17 protein-coding genes are annotated in these 18,311 nt (G+C 51.5%); 14 read left to right on the top strand and 3 right to left on the bottom strand.

Going from position 1 to position 18,311, the window contains the following annotated elements:
• The first annotated feature begins 35 nt into the window (after positions 1–35).
• The 11 genes from UR289_RS05670 (at position 36) to UR289_RS05720 (ending at position 13,266) form a co-directional block, all read left to right on the top strand.
• Positions 36–476, top strand: a complete 441-nt coding sequence (locus UR289_RS05670; RefSeq protein ID WP_320709323.1) for an HK97 gp10 family phage protein — start codon at positions 36–38, stop codon at positions 474–476.
• Entirely contained in the window at positions 473–856 is a 384-nt protein-coding gene (locus UR289_RS05675; protein WP_320709324.1) for a hypothetical protein, read from the top strand. Before UR289_RS05670 ends, UR289_RS05675 begins: the two co-directional genes overlap by 4 nt.
• A gap of 63 nt (positions 857–919) precedes the next feature.
• Positions 920–1,663, top strand: a complete 744-nt coding sequence (locus UR289_RS05680) for an Ig-like domain-containing protein (RefSeq protein ID WP_320709326.1) — start codon at positions 920–922, stop codon at positions 1,661–1,663.
• A 57-nt stretch (positions 1,664–1,720) separates the two neighbouring features.
• A complete protein-coding gene (locus UR289_RS05685) occupies positions 1,721–2,389 on the top strand; it encodes a DUF6246 family protein (RefSeq protein ID WP_320709328.1) in 669 nt (222 codons plus the stop codon).
• 15 nt (positions 2,390–2,404) lie between these two features.
• On the top strand, positions 2,405–5,347 hold the full coding sequence (locus UR289_RS05690) for a tail protein (tape measure) (RefSeq protein WP_320709330.1): 2,943 nt from the start codon (positions 2,405–2,407) through the stop codon (positions 5,345–5,347).
• A gap of 1 nt (position 5,348) precedes the next feature.
• The gene (locus UR289_RS05695) at positions 5,349–5,843 is read left to right on the top strand and encodes a hypothetical protein (RefSeq protein WP_320709332.1); all 495 of its coding nucleotides are present in this window, start codon (positions 5,349–5,351) and stop codon (positions 5,841–5,843) included.
• On the top strand, positions 5,843–6,313 hold the full coding sequence (locus UR289_RS05700; RefSeq protein WP_045409750.1) for a hypothetical protein: 471 nt from the start codon (positions 5,843–5,845) through the stop codon (positions 6,311–6,313). Before UR289_RS05695 ends, UR289_RS05700 begins: the two co-directional genes overlap by 1 nt.
• On the top strand, positions 6,306–6,743 hold the full coding sequence (locus UR289_RS05705; RefSeq protein WP_320709334.1) for an NlpC/P60 family protein: 438 nt from the start codon (positions 6,306–6,308) through the stop codon (positions 6,741–6,743). Before UR289_RS05700 ends, UR289_RS05705 begins: the two co-directional genes overlap by 8 nt.
• Positions 6,685–9,168, top strand: a complete 2,484-nt coding sequence (locus tag UR289_RS05710; RefSeq protein WP_320709336.1) for a host specificity factor TipJ family phage tail protein — start codon at positions 6,685–6,687, stop codon at positions 9,166–9,168. The genes UR289_RS05705 and UR289_RS05710 overlap by 59 nt, the downstream gene beginning before the upstream one ends.
• 57 nt (positions 9,169–9,225) lie before the next feature.
• On the top strand, positions 9,226–11,247 hold the full coding sequence (locus UR289_RS05715; protein ID WP_320709338.1) for a GDSL-type esterase/lipase family protein: 2,022 nt from the start codon (positions 9,226–9,228) through the stop codon (positions 11,245–11,247).
• 102 nt (positions 11,248–11,349) lie between these two features.
• Positions 11,350–13,266 (top strand): acyltransferase family protein, encoded by a 1,917-nt coding sequence (locus tag UR289_RS05720; RefSeq protein WP_320709339.1) that lies wholly within the window; start codon positions 11,350–11,352, stop codon positions 13,264–13,266.
• Between the two features lie 18 nt (positions 13,267–13,284).
• Here UR289_RS05720 and UR289_RS05725 read toward each other — a convergent pair whose 3' ends face one another.
• On the bottom strand, positions 13,285–13,989 hold the full coding sequence (locus UR289_RS05725; protein ID WP_320709340.1) for an SGNH/GDSL hydrolase family protein: 705 nt from the start codon (positions 13,987–13,989) through the stop codon (positions 13,285–13,287).
• A 342-nt stretch (positions 13,990–14,331) separates the two neighbouring features.
• The gene (locus tag UR289_RS05730; protein ID WP_320709342.1) at positions 14,332–14,457 is read right to left on the bottom strand and encodes a hypothetical protein; all 126 of its coding nucleotides are present in this window, start codon (positions 14,455–14,457) and stop codon (positions 14,332–14,334) included.
• 221 nt (positions 14,458–14,678) lie between these two features.
• On the opposite strand from UR289_RS05730, the gene UR289_RS05735 reads away from it, so the two are divergent.
• The 3 genes from UR289_RS05735 to UR289_RS05745 all read left to right on the top strand — a co-directional run bounded on the left by UR289_RS05735 (position 14,679) and on the right by UR289_RS05745 (position 17,392).
• Positions 14,679–15,098 carry a translesion error-prone DNA polymerase V autoproteolytic subunit gene (locus UR289_RS05735; protein ID WP_320709343.1) on the top strand — a complete coding sequence of 140 codons (420 nt, stop codon included), beginning with the start codon at positions 14,679–14,681 and terminating at the stop codon, positions 15,096–15,098.
• Positions 15,099–15,100: 2 nt separating this feature from the next.
• On the top strand, positions 15,101–16,369 hold the full coding sequence (locus tag UR289_RS05740; RefSeq protein ID WP_320709344.1) for a Y-family DNA polymerase: 1,269 nt from the start codon (positions 15,101–15,103) through the stop codon (positions 16,367–16,369).
• A 165-nt stretch (positions 16,370–16,534) separates the two neighbouring features.
• The gene (locus UR289_RS05745) at positions 16,535–17,392 is read left to right on the top strand and encodes a hypothetical protein (protein WP_320709346.1); all 858 of its coding nucleotides are present in this window, start codon (positions 16,535–16,537) and stop codon (positions 17,390–17,392) included.
• An 87-nt stretch (positions 17,393–17,479) separates the two neighbouring features.
• Here UR289_RS05745 and UR289_RS05750 read toward each other — a convergent pair whose 3' ends face one another.
• Positions 17,480–18,151: an SOS response-associated peptidase gene (locus tag UR289_RS05750; protein ID WP_320709347.1), complete on the bottom strand. Its 672-nt coding sequence runs from the start codon at positions 18,149–18,151 to the stop codon at positions 17,480–17,482.
• Between the last annotated feature and the right edge of the window lie 160 nt (positions 18,152–18,311).

Raw genomic sequence — 18,311 nt, forward strand, 5'->3', positions numbered from 1 at the left:
GCTCAGGCGGGGTTTTTTATTGCCTGGAGAAAGTCATGGGCATCAAAGTGAAGGGCATTAGCCAGGCGAAGAAACACCTGGCCGATATCATCGACGATGTGAAGGGGCGCAAAGTAATCCGCGCGCTGCAGTCTGCGATGATTCTTATCGGTGCGCGGGCTGCCTATTACACCCCGATCGACACCTCCACGCTGATTAACAGCCAGTTTCGGGAGATCGACGCTGGCGGGGTGCTCATCACCGGGCGCATCGGCTACTCAGCCAATTATGCTGCGTACGTCCATGAGGCGTCAGGCAAGCTGAAAGGTCAGCCGCGCGCGCACTTTGGCACGACCCGAGCCGGGCAGCTGTTCGGCGGCGGGACCGGGACGGGCAACTACTGGGACCCTCACGGTGAGCCTCAATTCCTGACCAAAGGGGCGAATGACGAGCGCGATAACGTTGACGCGGTGATGCGCAAGGAGCTTTCGCTATGACACCTATGATGCACGAGCGGGTGCGTAACATGTTCGGCGACGCGGGGCTAACGACCGGCTTCACGGTGCAGCAGCTGGTTTACGACGACCCAGGCGACCTGTCGAAGGCGATCATGGTGTTCAGGCCAAATGGAGGATCTGCGATAAGGTATGGATTGGGGACTGATTATTATGTCCTTGTCGATGTCGTAGGCGCAAAAGATAAGCGTAAAGACGCGCTCAATGCCGTGCAGCGAATCGTCGATTATGTCCAGGCCAACCCCATGGCTGACGAATGCGTCGGCTACATCCAGAACATGGGCGCAATTCCCGCGCCGGTTCTCACAGAAGAAGGGCGAATAGTCTTCCGATTGCAATTTGCCTGCACGTTTGGCGACTAGCCATTCCCAACCAAATAACCCGCTCCGGCGGGTTTTCTTTTATACGTCAAAGAGGAGTTTCACATGGCTAATTGCCAGAACTCGAACGAGCGCCTGTTCGGCGGTGCGGTCGTGCTGGAAGTCGCCGATGGCTGCCCGGATGTCAAACCACTCGAAGGTGAGTGGATGGCTCTGGCCGCTGGTACGTCGAAGGGCTTCGACTTCAACCCTAACTCGGTTACCTCTGATGCGGATGACGGCGGCGGCTATGTCGAGACCATCATCACCAACAGTGACTTCACCCTGAGCTTTGAAGGTGAAGTACGCAAGAAGGACAAACTGGACCAGTATGGTGTCGGCAAGTTCATCAAGTATTTCGCTGATGAGCTGAAGGCTAAGCGCCAGCCTGGGATCTGGGTGCGCATGGACTACGGCCCGGTTGAATTCATCGGCTACATGAACATCACGGCGCTGAGCTCTGACGGCGGTACCAACGATATCGTCACATTCTCTACCGAGTTCAAAGTCGGTGATGCGAGCACCATCGAAGTTAACGAAATCACCGCGGTGGCGGTGACTGGCGTGACTGTAAACCCGACAACCAGTACTGGTACGGCTGGTGGTTCCAGCACCTTCTCGGTGAACATCGCACCAACCGGCGCTACCAACAAAGACTTCACCGTAGCGACTACCGATGCGACCAAAGCAACGGCAACCGCCTCAGGCAACACGGTTACAGTGACGCGTGTCGCCACCGGCAGCGCGCAGATCATCATCAACACCGAAGACGGCAACTTTGTGGCCGTGCATACGGTTACCGTTACCTGACGGACATTCCAAAGGGCGGCGTGCTGCCCTTGATAATGACCGTTTACTGGAAGGCCTATGACCGCTTTAACCGATATTGGCGAACTCTCTATCAGCGACAGCCGCGAAGGCGGGAAAGATTACCTGCTACGACCTTCATTCGAGGCAATGACGAGGATCGGCACTCCGGAAGAGATTGTGCAGGCGTACGCCACCATACACGGCAATGACGTTGCTCAGTTGATTGAGGTGTGCGCTGGCGCGCTGGGGCGCTTCCCTGCCTGGCTATCCCCATCATTCAACCGCGCCGCTGAGAAGCTGTTATCAACGAGCATGCTGGTGCTGCAGGCGTGCTGCGATGATGATCTGACGCTAATGATTGGCGAGTGGAAAGGGTGGCGACACTGCGTCGTATATCGACCCGGCCAGATGCCGAAGAACGACATCATCGTACTGGCGCAGCACCTCATGCAGCACGGCGTCGTCGGCAAAGCCAAAGTCCGGCAGTTACAGCGCCACGAAACGGGCGCAAGAACGAACGAATTTAAAGCCTTCGATTACATCAGCGCGGCTCGTAGCCACTTTGAGATGAACCGCGCCGAAGCCTCTCAGTTAACGATGACCGAATTCCAAATGCTGCTGGCGGCGAAATACCCAGACCAGAAAGGCTTCACTCGAGAAGAGTACGACAGCATCGCCGATGAGTACTTGGCTAAACAGGCCGCACGCAGAGCAAAAGCAAAGTAATAACCGGAGAATGACATGGCAGGTGAGAAGAACGCCGGTAGCATCGTTTATGAAATCAGCGCCGACGTTGAGCCGCTGCTGCAGGGCGGGAAACAGGCCATTGATGCTCTGGACAAACTGGATGCTGCAGCTCAGCAGTCCGGTAAGGGGATGGATAACCTCGATCAGAGCGCGTCACAAACCGGATCCGCTTTTACTGAACTGGCCGGTTACGCCAACTCCATGGACAACCAGCTGCGCAAGTTGAACACCAACGTGAGCGGAATTGCCCGCGCAATGGAAGAGGCCCGCAGCGGTACCGGCGGCGCGAGCAGTGAATTCAGTCGAGCAGAATCCATCATTGAGGCACTGGGTAACCAGCTAGCTGTGCTGGACGAAGCGCAGGAGAATGGCGCGCGTAGTGCCGCAGTTCTGGCTGCGCAGTTGCGTGCTGGGTCGAAAGCCACCGATGAAGAGAAGCAGAAGATCGGCGAATTGACCGGACGACTGTTCGACATGAAAGGCGCAGCTGATACATCGATGGGCAGCAACAAAGGCTGGAAGTCCAGCATGCAGCAGGCCGGTTATCAGGTTCAGGACTTCATCGTTCAGGTGCAGGGTGGGCAGTCTGCGCTGGTAGCATTCGCTCAGCAGGGCTCGCAGCTTGCCGGGGCGTTCGGTCCTGGCGGAGCTGTGGTTGGTGCTGTGATTGCGCTTAGTTCAGTCCTTGCTGGTGTGCTGATAACTTCGCTCAATGGCGGTAAGAACGCCATGGATGCGCTGAAAGACGCAGCAGAAGCGATGGATAAGGTGATCACCATTTCCTCGCAAGGCGTGGCCGCTCTATCCGACAAGTATGCCGCTCTGGCGCGGGTAAATGCCGACGTGGCAACACTGCTCCGTAATCAGGCGCTGCTCGAGTATAACCAGGCCATCTCGAAGATACCGAAGGCCATTAGCGACGCGTCTGATGCTTTCATCACGTTAGGCGATCGCGCACTGGCGGCAGTGGGCGGGGCATCGCCAAGCATCAAGAAATTCAACGATGAGTTGTCTGCTCTTGGCGTTACCACCACTGACTGGAGTCAGGCTATTCAGCAGGCCAACAGCCAGGGTCAATATGCTTCTGGCATTGTGAACTCTTTATCTTCAACGGTCAGCACGCTTTCTTCTCGCCTGGGCATCAGCAAACAATCAGCGTTTGATCTGGCAAGAGAACTATCAGACCTGAGCAATAACCCGTCCCCGGAAGCACTTCAGGAACTGGCGAAAAAACTCCAGGAAATGCAGTCCTCCTCCAAAGATGGGCAGTCAGCCATTGCTGAGCTGGCTGGTAAACTGGTCGCTCTCGCGAGAGAGGCAGCCAACGCGAAGATAAACGTCGACAGCCTGAACAAGTCCACTGACAACCTCACGGCCGGGCAGAAGAACCTCATCAAGCAGTCTGAGCGAAACCTTGCTCTGGCGAAACTACAGGGCGAGGCCCGCGCTCGGTTGCAGGCGCAATACGCCGCCGAAGATGCCGGGTTTGCGAAGGATGATCTGCACGCGAAGCAAATGGAAGATGATGCTGCAGCTACGTACAAAAATACGCAGGCGCAGAAGTCGCTTCAGTCAGAGCAGAAGAAGGGCGCGTCACAGGCTGATTCTATTGCCCAGAAGCTGGCGAACCTGAAACAGCAATCAGAGCTTGCCGCTGACTCAACGAATAAGCTGAGTCGCGAGCAGGCCATCCTCACTGCGCAGCAGTCGCTCGGGAAAGGAGCGACTAAAGAGCAGATAGCGCTAGCCGGTCAGTATGCGGCAAAAAAATGGGATACAGCCAACGCCATCAAAGCTGAAGCTGCAGCCCAGAAGCTTCTCCCTGAAGCGGCTGAGAACGCCAGTTACAAACAGGATGTTGAGGATCTGAATACGGCGCTGGCTGCGAAGAAAATCAGCCAGGAGCAGTACAACCAGACCTCAGAACGACTGGCGGCAACGCACCAGGCTAACCTCGCGAAAATCCAGGCTCAACAGGCTGTAACGCCACAGCAGGAGGCTGTCGGAGGAGTTGACCCTGTTCAGCAGCTGGCTAACGAGAACGCCAAGAAACTCGCGCTTATTCAGTCATACGAGCAGCAGGGGCTGATTACTCACCAGAACGCCATGGCATTGCGTGCTGCAACTGACACGCAGTATGAGCAGGCGCGCATCGCTGCCCAGTGGGAGATTTTCCGTAACCAGAGTATGGGTAATGAGTTGCTGGCCGCGAGCTTTGACTCTCTCGCAGGCAATGCATCCAATGCCTTAACCGGCATCATCACCGGGAGCATGTCGGCGCAGGAGGCTATGCAATCTCTCGCCAGCAACGCCCTGAATAGCCTGATTAACGGCTTCGTTCAGATGGGCGTCGACTGGGTGAAATCTGCCGTCATGGGGGCTGCGGCGCAAACCTCTGCGATTGCCACCACTACTGCGGCTCAAACCGCAGGCTTAGCGACAACCACTGCGGCAAGCACTGCGGCGGCCACGACCACGATGGCTGTCTGGACCCCAGCGGCGGCCGTTGCCTCAATCGGTTCATTCGGTGGTGCTGCGGCTATCGGTATTGCTGCCCTTATCGCGGCTATGGCGATGGCTGGTGGTATTGCTGGCAAGCGTAAGAACGGCGGCCCGGTATCGGCTGGACGTACGTATCAGGTGGGTGAGGGCGGTATGCCTGAAATCTACCAGGCGTCGAATGGTAGCCAGTACATGATCCCCGGTGACAACGGAAAAGTCATCAGCAACAAGCAGATTAATTCCGGTGCCGGCGGTAGTTCTGTGCCTGTCACTATCAACATTCAGAATTATACCGGCGCAACTGTCGATGCGCAGGCGACCCAGAACGGCAATGGAGTGACGATCGATATGATTGTTGCCGATATCAGCCAGGGTGGGCGTATCGGTCAGGCTATCCAGCAAAATCATCAGGCACCACGCAAAGTAAGGGGATAACATGCCAATTCCGTACCCTGACTGGCTGCCTTTGGCACAGAAAGGGAAATCACCCACTACAGATACCGGGTTTCGCGTCGACCAGCCGACGGTCGGCGCGCCGGTATTCCAGAAATTAACCGACGATCTGAAGACGTCTGTCTCGCTGACGTGGATATTCACCCAGGACCAGCACCGGGCATTCATGCAGTGGCTACGCAGCCCGAACTACCTCGACAACTGCAATCAATGGTTCACGATGCCGCTCGGCACCGGGACCGGAGATACCGGCGTTGAGGTGCAGGAATTACACTTTCTCTCCTGGCCGACATGGTCACAGTCAGGGTCCATTTTCACGTGGAGCGGTGATGTTGTTGCTCGCGAGCTGGTTAACTCAGATGACGAGTTTGACGATATCATCATTGAGCTTCCTCCGCCGTGGGCCTCCTGGCTGGATATCGTTGTCACTGGCTATCCTGACGGGCGCGACCCGGAGAGCTTACCTAAGGTGCCATAATGCCAACGCTCAGAGAATTTCAGAGCCGAAGGCCAAACCGAATCCTGTACGAAACCATCACGTTTTACAGCCCGGTCTTTGGCTATATCAGGCTCGTTAATAACCAGATTTTCCCTAAAACGCTCGGCGGCCAGGTCTACACACCATGCCGCATGGAGTTAACAGAAAGCCAGCAGAGCAACACACCGATCCTCGACAGCACCGTCAAGTTTGGCCGCCTGGCACAGGACTTCAAGCAGCAACTCAAGCAGTGGAAAGCCTATTCGCGTATCACGCCTATCTCGGCAACGTACCAGCAATTTGACGCAGCCGACATGACGACTGCCATCAAGTCGTGGACGCTCTACGTCAGTGACTGCTCGATGGACGACAAGGACGTAACGTGCAGCCTGACGCGAGTAAACCCGCTCAATCGTAACGTCGGTCGGCTGTACACAGTCGAAGAATACCCGGGACTCCAGAATGCTTAAAGACGACTTCATCTCGCGGGTTGAAGGCATCCACTGGAGTAACCGCGCCTGCAGCTTTGACGCTACTGACTGCTGGGGCCTGGTGGTCCTCTATTACCGCCACGTTCTGGGGATCGAAATTCACCAGACGGTGCATTACGAATCAGGGCGCGACTTCATGACGTGCTATGACGCTGATGTCGTGTTCTGGCGGCGTGCTGACACGTTCACCGATGACGGGATCTTCGTCGCCTGGGTTGGCAGCCAGCCTGTGCATGTCGGCCTGATTGTTGACGGCCGTGCGCTGCACAGTCGCGGGGAAAATGGACACGTCCGGTTCGATGCCATCCGGACAATTCAGAAGCTATTCACCAGAGTGGAGTTTTACACCTATGCCGGTAATCGAGATTCAGCGCATTCCGGGTATGCCGAAGGACCGGGCGATTGTTAAAGCCGGCACGTTATTTTCCGAGTGGCTTGAGCAGGAAAGTTTTCACCGCGATATTCGCATCAACGTTAACGGCAAAGAACTGCAACCAGATGATGAGCTGGAGTTTGCACTTCAGGACGACGACCGGGTAATAATTTTCGACCAGCCGAAAAGTGGCGGTCTTGTCGGCACTCTGCTAAACCCGCTCGAGCATCTGAACCCGATCAAGTTCACCCAAAAAGTGTTGTCTTCGCTGATGCCGAAGCCAAACACGAATGCTGGCGGTGGGAACAGTAAGACCTCACCGAATAACAGCCTGAAGGGGCAGACTAACATCGCGCGCAATGGCGAGGCGAAGCCGGACAATTTCGGCCAAGTCCGCTCTTTCCCGGATCTGGCCCAGGAGTCGCTCTTTGAATATATCAGCAACCTGAAATACATCACTGAGCTGATGGTATTTGGCCTGGGGAAATACGACGTAACGTCAGTGCGCTTCTCTGAGTCGAATCTCGGTTCGATGGCGGGGGCCAGCTACACCATTTACCAGCCAGGTGATGTCATCCCGGTAGTGAATGAGGGTTATCAGTTCGACGATGTCGACGGACAGGAAGTGCCAGGCCTTAACGAAAGCGACGATTTCCCGATCGAGACTGCGACAGCAAGCACCGTCATCAGCGGCGTATATGCTGGTGGGCAGATTGCGATGAAAATCCTTAAACAGGCTGACTTCGACTACTTCGCTGACCTGACTTTGCCGCACCCGGTCACGTTCACTATCAACGTGACGTATCCGATCACCGGCGGAACCCGCACTGAAGACGTCACGCTTTCCGGGCGTCTTGTCAGCTTTGCTGAGACGAACGACGGCGCTGTTGTTAACCCGAAATATTACTACACGTTCACTTTCGACAACCTGAATGGCCCATCCATCCCCATCCAGGACGCCACAATCAACACAACCAAGTTCATTCTGAACGATAACGCCGCGCTGATCGTCGGTCCGTTCTTCTCGCCGATACCATCAAGCCAGCTGTGGCTGCATACGCAGTCCGGGCTCGGCGGGAACAGCGAAACGAACTGGGTGGTCAACATCTGGAAGGTCGACAATGACAACAACCTGATCCCAGGAACAGAGCAGAAGTTTACGTACCGGCAGACGACGCCACACGACTATATGTCGGAGACGTTTAACCGGACTGACAAACTCACCCCGGCGGCTGGGTTTGGGCGCTATGCGATCACCTTCCAGCGGACCGATAACAGCAGCGATGCCAGTAAACTTCAGGTCGAAGAGATTCATGCGGTAAACGTCAGAACAAACGTCGTTCACGCTGAAGATTCTCTGGTAATGGTGAAAGTCCGTGCCACTGAGAACGCCACGAGCGGGCGTGACAGGAAGTACAACGCGTTAATCACCCGCCACGTCATCAGCTACAACATGACGACGCAGCAGGTCGACTACACGCTCAGGCCATCGCGCAAGTTTGCAGATATTGCGCTGTTTAACTGGCTGGTGGTCGGGCAGCAGCCGGAATCGAGCATTGATATTTACGGTCTGTACCAGATACAGGCTCAAATAGACGCTATCGACCCGCGCCTGGGGTATTTCGATTTCACCTTTGACGATGAGGATGTGTCGCTCGGTTCGCGCATGGAGACTATCTGCGATGCCGCCAGCGTGTCGGTTTACGACGACAACGGCGTGCTGTCATTCACCCGAGACAGCAAAAAGACATCTGCGGCCACGATATTCAACCGATCAAATACAAAGCCAGATGGTTATTCGCTTTCTTACGACATGACGCTCCCGGGCGGTTATGACGGTGTAGAGGTGCAGTTCCGCAACCCGGACACCAATAAGCAGGACTTTGTACGGTACCGGATATCCGGAAATTCCATAATTGAAGGATCGCCGGCCAAAGCGAAAAAGTTCGAAATGCTTTACGTCAGAAATAGGTTCCAGGCGGCGGAGCGCGCGCTTAGGGAATGCAGGCGGCTTATCTACTCCCGCATGACCATGCAGGTAACGGCAATGGCTGACGGAGAGTGGGTAAACATTGGTGATATGGTTCAGGTGCCAGACACATACGACACCAACCAGCAGGCCGGTTATATCGTGTCGCGGGTCGGGAATGACTTCGAGACGAATGAGCGCATCAACTTCTCCGGAACCATGTTTGTGCAGGTCACGGATTCATCCGGCGCCACCACAGCGAGATACCCTGCGTCTCCGCGTGCTGATACTGCGTTCGGCTTTACCGCTGCTATCCAGAATATCGATCTCAACCTGTTTGATGGTGTCGACGTCCAGTCCCCTTCACGGTACGTCATCGCCACCTCACAGGAGCTAGATGCAGGGCAGTGGACTATCACGGCCAAGCAGCCAGACGGAAAGGGCAGTACCGCATTAACCCTCGCTGAGTATAGCGATCTGATTTACCAATAAGACCCATCCCGATCACCCCAACCCGGCCTCTGCGCCGGGTTTTTTTATGGAATCAATATGGCTACGCAACCAACCAATCTCCCTGTTCCAAGTGAATCACCTCGCGACCTGAAATTTAACGCGGGGAAAATTGACGAATACGTCACCTCAATGGGTTGGACATACACCGATCGCTTTGGGCAAAAACACTACACCATTGAGGGAATGAACTATCTTTCTCAGCAGGCAATGGCGGCGTACGGTTACGTGATACTGACCGGGAAGACATTTACCACCGGCGCGACCCTCAACAACCCTAACGAGGTGCTGCTCAACACTGCCGACGGCGAATACTACAAATGGACCGGTTCGTTTGCTTCTGGTGGGAAGGTCGTACCTGCTAACTCAACGCCAGCAGGCACCGGTGGCATCGGACCAGGTGCGTGGATTGGCGTTGGTGACGCATCATTGAGGGCTGCGCTTGCTGCTCCTGGCGGCGTCAATCTGGTGAATGGGGCGGCGAAGCAATCTGACCTGGATGCTTTGAGCGCATTACTGGAGTCGAGGAATTACGTAAAATACCCAATGTGTGCGGAGTTCTCCAAGCGCCTGGCCGACGGCACTACGTTTTCCATAGATTGTTTTGGTGACTCGACCATGTGGGGGGCGACTTCCAATAATGTTGGAGTGAGAGACCCAAATGATCCGCCTACAGTTCTTCAGACTACGCTCAACTATCTCTATGGTGTTGCGGTAACTGTTAATAACCGGGCAATCAAAGGAACCACTATGGCTCAAATGTTGGCTGGCACAGATGGCAGTGGAATGACATTTGAACAGAGAATTTCAGGAACATCAGCTTCTGTTATTTATTGCAACCACTGCATTAATGATTCTCAACTCAATAATGACTTAAATACCTATCGACTTAATGTTGCTGAGTTTGTAAGAATTTGTCGTAAATATAACAAGGTTCCAGTTCTCGTAACTGCAAATATAAATCCTGCAACAAATATTGATAGTCAGGCTGCCATCATTGGCGAGACAAAATCTAAGAGACTTGAAAAATATGTGAATGTGATGCGAGAGGTGGCTAGTGATTTAAGTGTGGATCTTGTTGATCAGTACCACTATTACCAGCGCACAGCGCGTATGATTGCTCCGATAGATCTGGTTCCAGACGGTGCACACCCTTCAAGCGATGCTTACTCCATGTCAGGCCGAAACCTTGCAATACCCCTCTGCAATGCGAAGCCTCTTGTAAAGGCCTGGGATAAGCAGGGCCTGGCAAACGCAACCTACTTCGACAACATTGGTGCGACAAAGCAATACAGAACTACGAACACACCTTTCAAGCGTTTCGGTGGGGTTATCATTGGTACCCGACAGTCGGCCAGCACAGGTATTAACATGGCGGTGTTACTCGAAAATCCCACAGACGATACCGTGCTTGCTATGTATGGCACCCAGTGGAATAGCGGGACGCTTTCTTCTTTCACAGATAATGGGATTGCTACAAATCAGTTCGGTGGAATTGTAGAGCAGGGGAACGGAAACTTAGCAACTATCGACTGGGAAGCCGTGTTCTTCCCTCCGAAATGTCAATTATATGCTGGTCTGCATGTTATTGGCATTATTACCAATTCTTCAATGGGTGGTGCTGGAACTGATTTTGCTCTTTGCGGGTATGGACTGGTACCGAGAGTTGAGGCTAACTCAGCGAATGACATCAATGGCAAGGTTTCTTTTAATTATGTGCCTTTTATGCCGTCAACTGAGCTTTCTACTAGCCTGAATTTATTCTCTACCGGAACTGCATTTTCGTTGAGGGCGGCCAGTGATGGGACTGCCCTTCTATCATTTGGGTACACTCTGAACGGCGCGCTAACAGTAACCAGGGCTGGCGAGTCGGCTGTTACCATCGGGGCAACTGTATCTCCAGGTTGTTACAACTGCAGAATAAGATATATGCCTGATAAGACCATTATTATTTCTGTAGGCATCCTGTCTATAACCCTCACCGCAACGTCGGCACCCTTACCAAATATGTATGTCCATGGCATAGGCCAACCTTATGTCATACGAGCCATAAATTCGTGATGGATGCCCGCTCTGGCGGGCATTCCATTAGATATTTCTGCTTTATGAAACTCAGTTGTTAGGGTAGATTACAGACACTTATTTTTATAACACTCCTCAACTATGAATTTTCGTTATGATATCAATGGACTGCGAGCTTTCGCGGTCCTTGCTGTTGTGATCTTCCATTTCAACGCATCCTGGCTTAGTGGTGGATTTGCTGGAGTCGATGTGTTTTTCGTTATATCCGGTTATTTAATGACCAGGATTGTCGTAGGAAGATATGACGCCGGAAAACTTTCCATCTGGGGTTTTTATTTAGATCGTGGTCGCAGAATCATCCCGGCACTGGCATTTCTCTGCGCAGGACTGCTCATCTACGGTGTTTTTAAATTATCCCCGATAGGGCTCATGCAACTAGCCAAGCATGTTATAGGCAGCTTGCTTTTCATATCGAATGGAGTTTACTGGCTCGAGTCCGGTTACTTTGATGCATCCTCACACACTAAATGGCTGTTACATACCTGGTCTCTTTCGGTTGAATGGCAGTTCTATCTGCTGTATCCGTTCATCATTCTGGGAATTGTCAAAGCCGTCGGTCGCAAAAATTTAGGCGCAGGTTTATTAATCACCTGTGCCGCCTCCTATCTGTTTTCGGTTTTAACCCCCGCAGCACACCAAAGCTCAGCTTTTTATCTCATCCATGCGCGCGCTTGGGAAATGATAGCCGGCGGCCTTGTCTGCCTGTTCCCGCTATCCTTAACAGCTAAACGATCTCGTTTTACGGAAGCATCTGGCTTTATCCTGGTGATCGCTTCATACATCTGGATGAGCGAAAGGGTTGCATGGCCTGGTTTTCTTGCCATTGTTCCAGTGTTAGGTGCATGCATGATACTGGCCGCAAACAGGCAAAACTCACCGCTAACGAACAATCGCATTTGCCAGTTCCTGGGGACCACATCGTATTCAATCTATCTGTGGCACTGGCCAGTTGTGGTTTACATGTTGCAGAACGAGATAACTGGTATTCCTGCTGCGCTAACAGGGATCGTTTTATCAGTCGTACTTGGCTGGCTCTCTTATTTCTTTGTTGAGAACCGCCTTCGCGGAGATAAAAACAAAAGGTTTGATCATAACTTTGTTCGCCGTCACGCTTTGCTGGCATCCTTCTGCGTTGTGATGATTTCCGGTGCTTCGGTTTATAAAAGTGAAGGGCTGCCATCGCGTTATGACGGGAAAATTAATGATCTGACCCAGATTAAAAACGTATATTCATTCTTTGAAATCCCGGACGTCTGGCGAAACGGAGTATGTCACTCGTCGCCAATTGAGATGAGCCAGCAGCAGCGACTCGAAAAGTGCGCAGAGAACGGGGACAACAAAATATTCCTGTGGGGAGACTCCTACGCAGGCGCTCTTTATCCAGGTCTCGTTGCACTTCAGAAGAGTGATCACCACAAATTTTCTATCGAGCAGTTTACTGATGGAAATGGTGCGCCTTTCTTCCGTAACGCCACCCTGGCTGATAATAAAAAAGACATGATTACCGTCAATCAGGAGAAGCTTGATATCGTTGCAGCGATGAAGCCTCAGCGCGTTGTGATAACCTGGATGATGACAGGTGTTAACTCAATCCAGATCCCGCAGGAAGCGGTGGCGGGTATTCTTGATACCATAAATCGTATAAAGCGGGTTTCCCCGGAATCGAAAATCATTGTTATCGGTCCGGTGCCACAGTGGAAACAAAATCTTGTTGCAGTCATGCTGAAGTACTGGGATGAGTTTCATACTTACCCGCCAAAATATATGGACTTTGAACTTGATAAAAGCATGTTCGCATGGGATGAGGCGCTCAAATCTGGCCTTGAGCCTCATGGGGTGAAGTACATTTCTGCCCTCAATGAGATGTGTAACGAGCAGGGATGTATAACCAGGGTCGGTGACGGGGTGAAAGACTTATCTGCCGCTGACTGGGGACACCTTACCCCCGCATCTTCTGCATATCTTGTCGATAAGATTAAAGGTCAGCTTCTGAATTAAAATAGGGGCCTTTGGCCCCTACTTGAAGTATTTGTAATACACGGAATATGGGAAGCTAGCCATAGCTTTATTGAGCTCATCTTTCCACAAGGCGTAAGCCTTACCATTAAGATGGGTTGAGTCTGGGAGCGAGTATTCAGGCTTGATCCCATTCTCACCTATGACACCAGCCGGGAGTGGAACTACAACGCAGTTTTTAAACTTCGCGCAGGTCAGCTTTATTTTATAGTCTGCAAGCGGAGCGTCTTTTGCGATGTGAGTTATCTTATCCCTGTTCGGCACGAAGACCTGAGAGACATATAGCTTCTTCGACTTAGGAGCTGCATACTCAATCATCTCGACTATCTCGTCACCAACTTGCGATCCGATCTCACCCATCAATAAATTATTGGTGCCAGACTCAATGAAAACGGCCCGATATCTACCTAAATCTTCGTTCTTAACCCGTGCTTTAATGCCGTGAACGGTATCTCCGCCGATACCGGCATTAACATAGTCAAAATGTAACCCATTTGGATTGAGTCCCTGGGTTATGGAGTCGCCAAACATGATGATAGTCTTACTGGCTTCCTCATCATCAATCTGCGAAAGTCTCATGTGAATCAGTTTATTGGTGACACCGTAAAAACTTCCTGCTGATTCATCGCCTTTGAAATCAGTGTACATGTCTGCGTGAGCAGTAAAGCTAAGAGCAACAGCAGCTACAAAAATTTTATTGAACATGATATCTCCCTTGCAGCAATGTTAACCGTTAAGGTGCTAATTCCACAACCACCACTACTCTAACTGCCCGGACTGTTTAGAAAGATTTAAAGCTAAATTCCCAGCACCAACCGCCACTTATAAATCAGTTCAATCGCTTCGCTTGATCGATACCATCGATCAGTAATACTGTATGTGTATACAGTGGTTTGTGAGGTGACTATGCAGCGCACGGCAGACATTTACGCCGACTTTGTTTCGGCCACAGAGCCATTTATCCCTCCTTCTGCACGCGTTGTTGAAACGCAGGAAGGCTATGATGTTATTGAGAACGCATTGCTGGCTAAGCGTGGAGACACATTGCTAATCTGGTTTTGCGGCCGCCAGCAGCACGCGTATTGGGCTGGTGACGCGCTCATTACTGATGATGGCGAGGCCATCGAAGGCGAGGCGCTTGATGATGTTCGCCTGGTTGGTGTAGTTACGCATACCATTCGCCCAGTCGGTTCAGACGAAAACCCCTTCATGTAGTATTCAAAGTGAGCAATCGACGCTCTTTCTTTCGAAATTTACAAATACCAAAAAACCAATAGCGTTACAGGTTTAGAAGCGAAGCGGCTAGGAAGTAGGCAAGCAGAAACGAGCGGGCATCTTGATCAGCATCTCAGTTAAAACTACTGTATATAAAAACAGTGTTCGAGGTATGCATCATGGAGTTCTTCAGACCAGCAGAGTTACGCGAAATTATTGCTATCCCGCTCTTCAGCGATTTAGTGCAATGCGGGTTCCCGAGCCCCGCCGCGGATTACGTTGAGCAGCGTATCGATCTGAATGAGTTGCTTGTGTCCCATCCCAGCTCGACGTATTTCGTAAAAGCTGCCGGAGACTCAATGATTGAGGCGGGGATCAGTGACGGCGATCTGCTGGTGGTGGACAGCTCACGCACAGCTGAGCACGGTGATATTGTCATTGCCGCGGTGGAAGGGGATTTCACTGTTAAGCGATTGCAACTGCGCCCGACCGTCCAGCTCATTCCAATGAACAGCGCGTACTCACCGATCATCGTCGGTAGCGAGGACACGCTCGATGTGTTCGGCGTCGTGACTTTCATCGTTAAATCTGCGAGCTGAATATGTTTGCGCTCTGTGATGTGAATTCGTTCTACGCATCATGCGAGACGGTGTTCAGACCGGACCTGAGAGGGCGGCCGGTTGTCGTTCTCTCAAATAATGATGGCTGTGTAATTGCACGCAGCGCCGAGGCCAAGGCCGCTGGAATCACCATGGGGGAGCCATTCTTCAAGCAAAAGGAGTTGTTCCGGCGCGCTGGCGTGGTTTGCTTCAGCAGCAATTACGAGCTTTACGCTGACATGTCTAACCGTGTAATGACGACGCTCGAAGAAATGAGCCCAAGAGTAGAAATTTACAGCATTGACGAGGCCTTTTGCGACCTGACCGGTGTTCGCAACTGCCGGGATCTTACCGAGTTCGGCAAGGAGATCCGCGCTACGGTTCTGAAGCGTACGCACCTGACGGTTGGGGTTGGAATTGCGCAGACAAAAACGCTCGCTAAGCTGGCCAATCACGCCGCGAAGAAGTGGCAGCGCCAGACTGGCGGGGTAGTTGACCTGTCCAATATCGACCGCCAGCGTCGCTTGTTGGCTATCGTGCCTGTAGAAGACGTATGGGGTGTTGGAAGGCGCATCAGCAAGAAGCTCAACGCTATGGGCATCAAAACGGCTCTGGATCTCTCAGAACAAAGCACATGGATTATCCGTAAACACTTTAACGTGGTACTCGAGCGAACGGTCAGGGAGCTGCGTGGCGAACCATGTTTACAGCTGGAGGAGTTTGCTCCAGCAAAGCAGGAAATTGTCTGTAGCCGGTCCTTTGGCGAACGTGTAACAGAGTACGAACAGATGAGGCAAGCGATATGCTCTTACGCAGCGCGCGGGGCCGAAAAGCTGCGGGGTGAACATCAGTACTGCCGCTTTATCTCTGCGTTCGTGAAAACCTCTCCCTTTGCGCTTAACGAGCCGTATTACGGTAACAGCGCGTCCATGAAGCTTCTTACCCCCACTCAAGATTCACGCGACATCATCAACGCCGCTGTAAAGTGCTTGGACAAAATCTGGAATGATGGGCACCGGTACCAGAAAGCTGGAATCATGCTTGGTGACTTCTTTAGCCAAGGTGTGGCGCAACTCAACCTTTTCGACGAGAATGCGCCGCGCGCTGGTAGCGAAAGGTTGATGGAAGTGCTCGATCACCTGAACGCTAAAGATGGAAAGGGAACCCTTTATTTTGCTGGCCAAGGCATACAGCAGCAGTGGCAGATGAAGCGTGACATGCTTTCGCCGCGGTATACGACAAGATATTCGGATCTGCTAACGGTTCGATGAGTTTCCCTGACGCATTGGTCCGCTTTGTACCAAAAGTTAACGAGCGTAAAAAATGTACTAACCAGTTTGTAATCAGTGAGATGTTTTTGAATTGAAATTTTCCTCACATGCGTTTAGGTTGTTATCGTTATCAATGAGTAACTAATAAAAAAGAGAATATTAAACATGAGTGAAGAATATTCGTTGAGTATAAAGCGTTTCAGGCAAACGATGATTAAGGAACTGCCGAAGGTTCCTAATACTCCAGAAGCGATCGAAGAACTCGAAAGAATGCCGACGAGAGCAATTATTTCAAAATATATCACTTGGAAGATCAGAACTATTCCCATAAGGAAAAGAACCATAGCATTTTACCCCATGGGTATTGACTTAAATATTTATTTAAAAATGCATCCTGACATAAAAGTATTTCTCGATAAAGTTATAAAAGGAAATGATCTAAATCCCTATTTATCTGAACGAGTTAGGACGCATGGTGTCATTTTACCAGGTGCATCCTCAAAAAACGCGGGGAAAGACATCGACACTCTTGTACTTAGGGAAGGATTATATCACTTTCATTTTGCCCCTAAAAATAACAAAAATCCAAAAGGAAGAAGCAACTATCTTATCTTCGCTGATGTATCAAAAGACACGTTCACTATAGTCGCTATTGCTCCTCATAGTGTTTTCGATCATAACAGCGAGGATGCACAGCGATTTTTTGATATTCGTCGCCGATATCTTGAGCGCGATATCCCGAATGACCAGCCCTACATGCTAAACCCTGTAATGACTACAGGTCATACCTTAGAAATATTCTCCTATGCGATTCATTGTGAGAATACAATTAATGCATTGGACCCGAAGTTAAATGAACCTGATTTTATTTCTCAACTTTATGCAGATGGCGTATTACAATATCCTTCCCTTGAACAGCCAAAAAAGCCAGATCTAATATGGTTTTTTTATGATTTAAATCTAGGTATTCTTGAGAAGAAAAAAGGCCATTTCTTTGGGCTAAAATATCTTCGTGATAGATAATGAAACAACACATAATTAAGTTTGATTTCAAAATTTATGAGGTCCGCTCCCCACTCGTTGCGGCCGTGATGGATTTCTTGATGTTCTTCATCTGGCTGCCTCGACCAGCTCTGGCCCCTGATTTTTGACATTTCCCACTGCACGCGTAACAGCGTGCCAGATAAACTTTTCCGCTGAAACAGACCCATCTAAAGCTATCTCCTCAGCTTCTTTCCCTCCTATATCCTGACGCATCCACTCGCGCGCCGCTTCAGGTGACAGAACAAGAGGTATGCGGTCATGAATATCCACCAGGCCTTTGTCGGCTGCAGCCGTCACTATCAGAAAACCTTCTGCTTCATCACCTCGTTCGAAAGGCGTACTGCCGATCGCAGCCATGAAGATGGGCTGACCATCTGCCCGGTGAATGAAGTAGGGCTGTTTCTTGTCGCCTTCCTTTTTCCATTCGAACCAACCGTCGGCGAAGCAGATTGCCCGGCCATGCTGCCAGAGAGGTTTGAACATGCGGCTCGTTGCCGCGGTTTCGACGCGTGCGTTTAACAGAGGTGCTTTATCCCACCACCCGGGCGCGTATGACCACAGCACCGGATCAAGATGCAGTTGCTCGTCTCGTTCGCTCAGCAGCAGAACTTTGGTACCGGGCGCGACGTTGTACCGTCCAATAGGCTCAGGGTCGTATGCGATGTCGCGATCGCCTTCATCGGCCAGGTAAGCCAGATATTCTTCACGGGTTTGGGCTTGTGCAAAACGTCCACACATAGAAACCTCCAGTCGGATGTCTGACTGAAAGTATAGGGCAGGGAAAAAAACAGGTGCGCACCGAAACGTTATGATTTTGAAACAGGGGCATGATGATGGAAGTCAGCGAGGCGGTAAAGTGGGGTTTTGCGAAACTGGAAGGAGCCACGCAAAGTAGGGG

Source organism: Enterobacter sp. 302C9 (assembly GCF_034106085.1).
GTDB lineage: Bacteria > Pseudomonadota > Gammaproteobacteria > Enterobacterales > Enterobacteriaceae > Enterobacter > Enterobacter asburiae_B.

Bases quoted from the DNA above. Each gene is read 5' to 3' on its own strand.
- UR289_RS05670 (WP_320709323.1), top strand. From the start codon at position 36: ATGGGCATCAAAGTGAAGGGCATTAGCCAGGCGAAGAAACACCTGGCC.
- UR289_RS05675 (WP_320709324.1), top strand. From the start codon at position 473: ATGACACCTATGATGCACGAGCGGGTGCGTAACATGTTCGGCGACGCG.
- UR289_RS05680 (WP_320709326.1), top strand. From the start codon at position 920: ATGGCTAATTGCCAGAACTCGAACGAGCGCCTGTTCGGCGGTGCGGTC.
- UR289_RS05685 (WP_320709328.1), top strand. From the start codon at position 1,721: ATGACCGCTTTAACCGATATTGGCGAACTCTCTATCAGCGACAGCCGC.
- UR289_RS05690 (WP_320709330.1), top strand. From the start codon at position 2,405: ATGGCAGGTGAGAAGAACGCCGGTAGCATCGTTTATGAAATCAGCGCC.
- UR289_RS05695 (WP_320709332.1), top strand. From the start codon at position 5,349: ATGCCAATTCCGTACCCTGACTGGCTGCCTTTGGCACAGAAAGGGAAA.
- UR289_RS05700 (WP_045409750.1), top strand. From the start codon at position 5,843: ATGCCAACGCTCAGAGAATTTCAGAGCCGAAGGCCAAACCGAATCCTG.
- UR289_RS05705 (WP_320709334.1), top strand. From the start codon at position 6,306: ATGCTTAAAGACGACTTCATCTCGCGGGTTGAAGGCATCCACTGGAGT.
- UR289_RS05710 (WP_320709336.1), top strand. From the start codon at position 6,685: ATGCCGGTAATCGAGATTCAGCGCATTCCGGGTATGCCGAAGGACCGG.
- UR289_RS05715 (WP_320709338.1), top strand. From the start codon at position 9,226: ATGGCTACGCAACCAACCAATCTCCCTGTTCCAAGTGAATCACCTCGC.
- UR289_RS05720 (WP_320709339.1), top strand. From the start codon at position 11,350: ATGAATTTTCGTTATGATATCAATGGACTGCGAGCTTTCGCGGTCCTT.
- UR289_RS05725 (WP_320709340.1), bottom strand. From the start codon at position 13,989: ATGTTCAATAAAATTTTTGTAGCTGCTGTTGCTCTTAGCTTTACTGCT.
- UR289_RS05730 (WP_320709342.1), bottom strand. From the start codon at position 14,457: ATGCGTAACTACACCAACCAGGCGAACATCATCAAGCGCCTCGCCTTC.
- UR289_RS05735 (WP_320709343.1), top strand. From the start codon at position 14,679: ATGGAGTTCTTCAGACCAGCAGAGTTACGCGAAATTATTGCTATCCCG.
- UR289_RS05740 (WP_320709344.1), top strand. From the start codon at position 15,101: ATGTTTGCGCTCTGTGATGTGAATTCGTTCTACGCATCATGCGAGACG.
- UR289_RS05745 (WP_320709346.1), top strand. From the start codon at position 16,535: ATGAGTGAAGAATATTCGTTGAGTATAAAGCGTTTCAGGCAAACGATG.
- UR289_RS05750 (WP_320709347.1), bottom strand. From the start codon at position 18,151: ATGTGTGGACGTTTTGCACAAGCCCAAACCCGTGAAGAATATCTGGCT.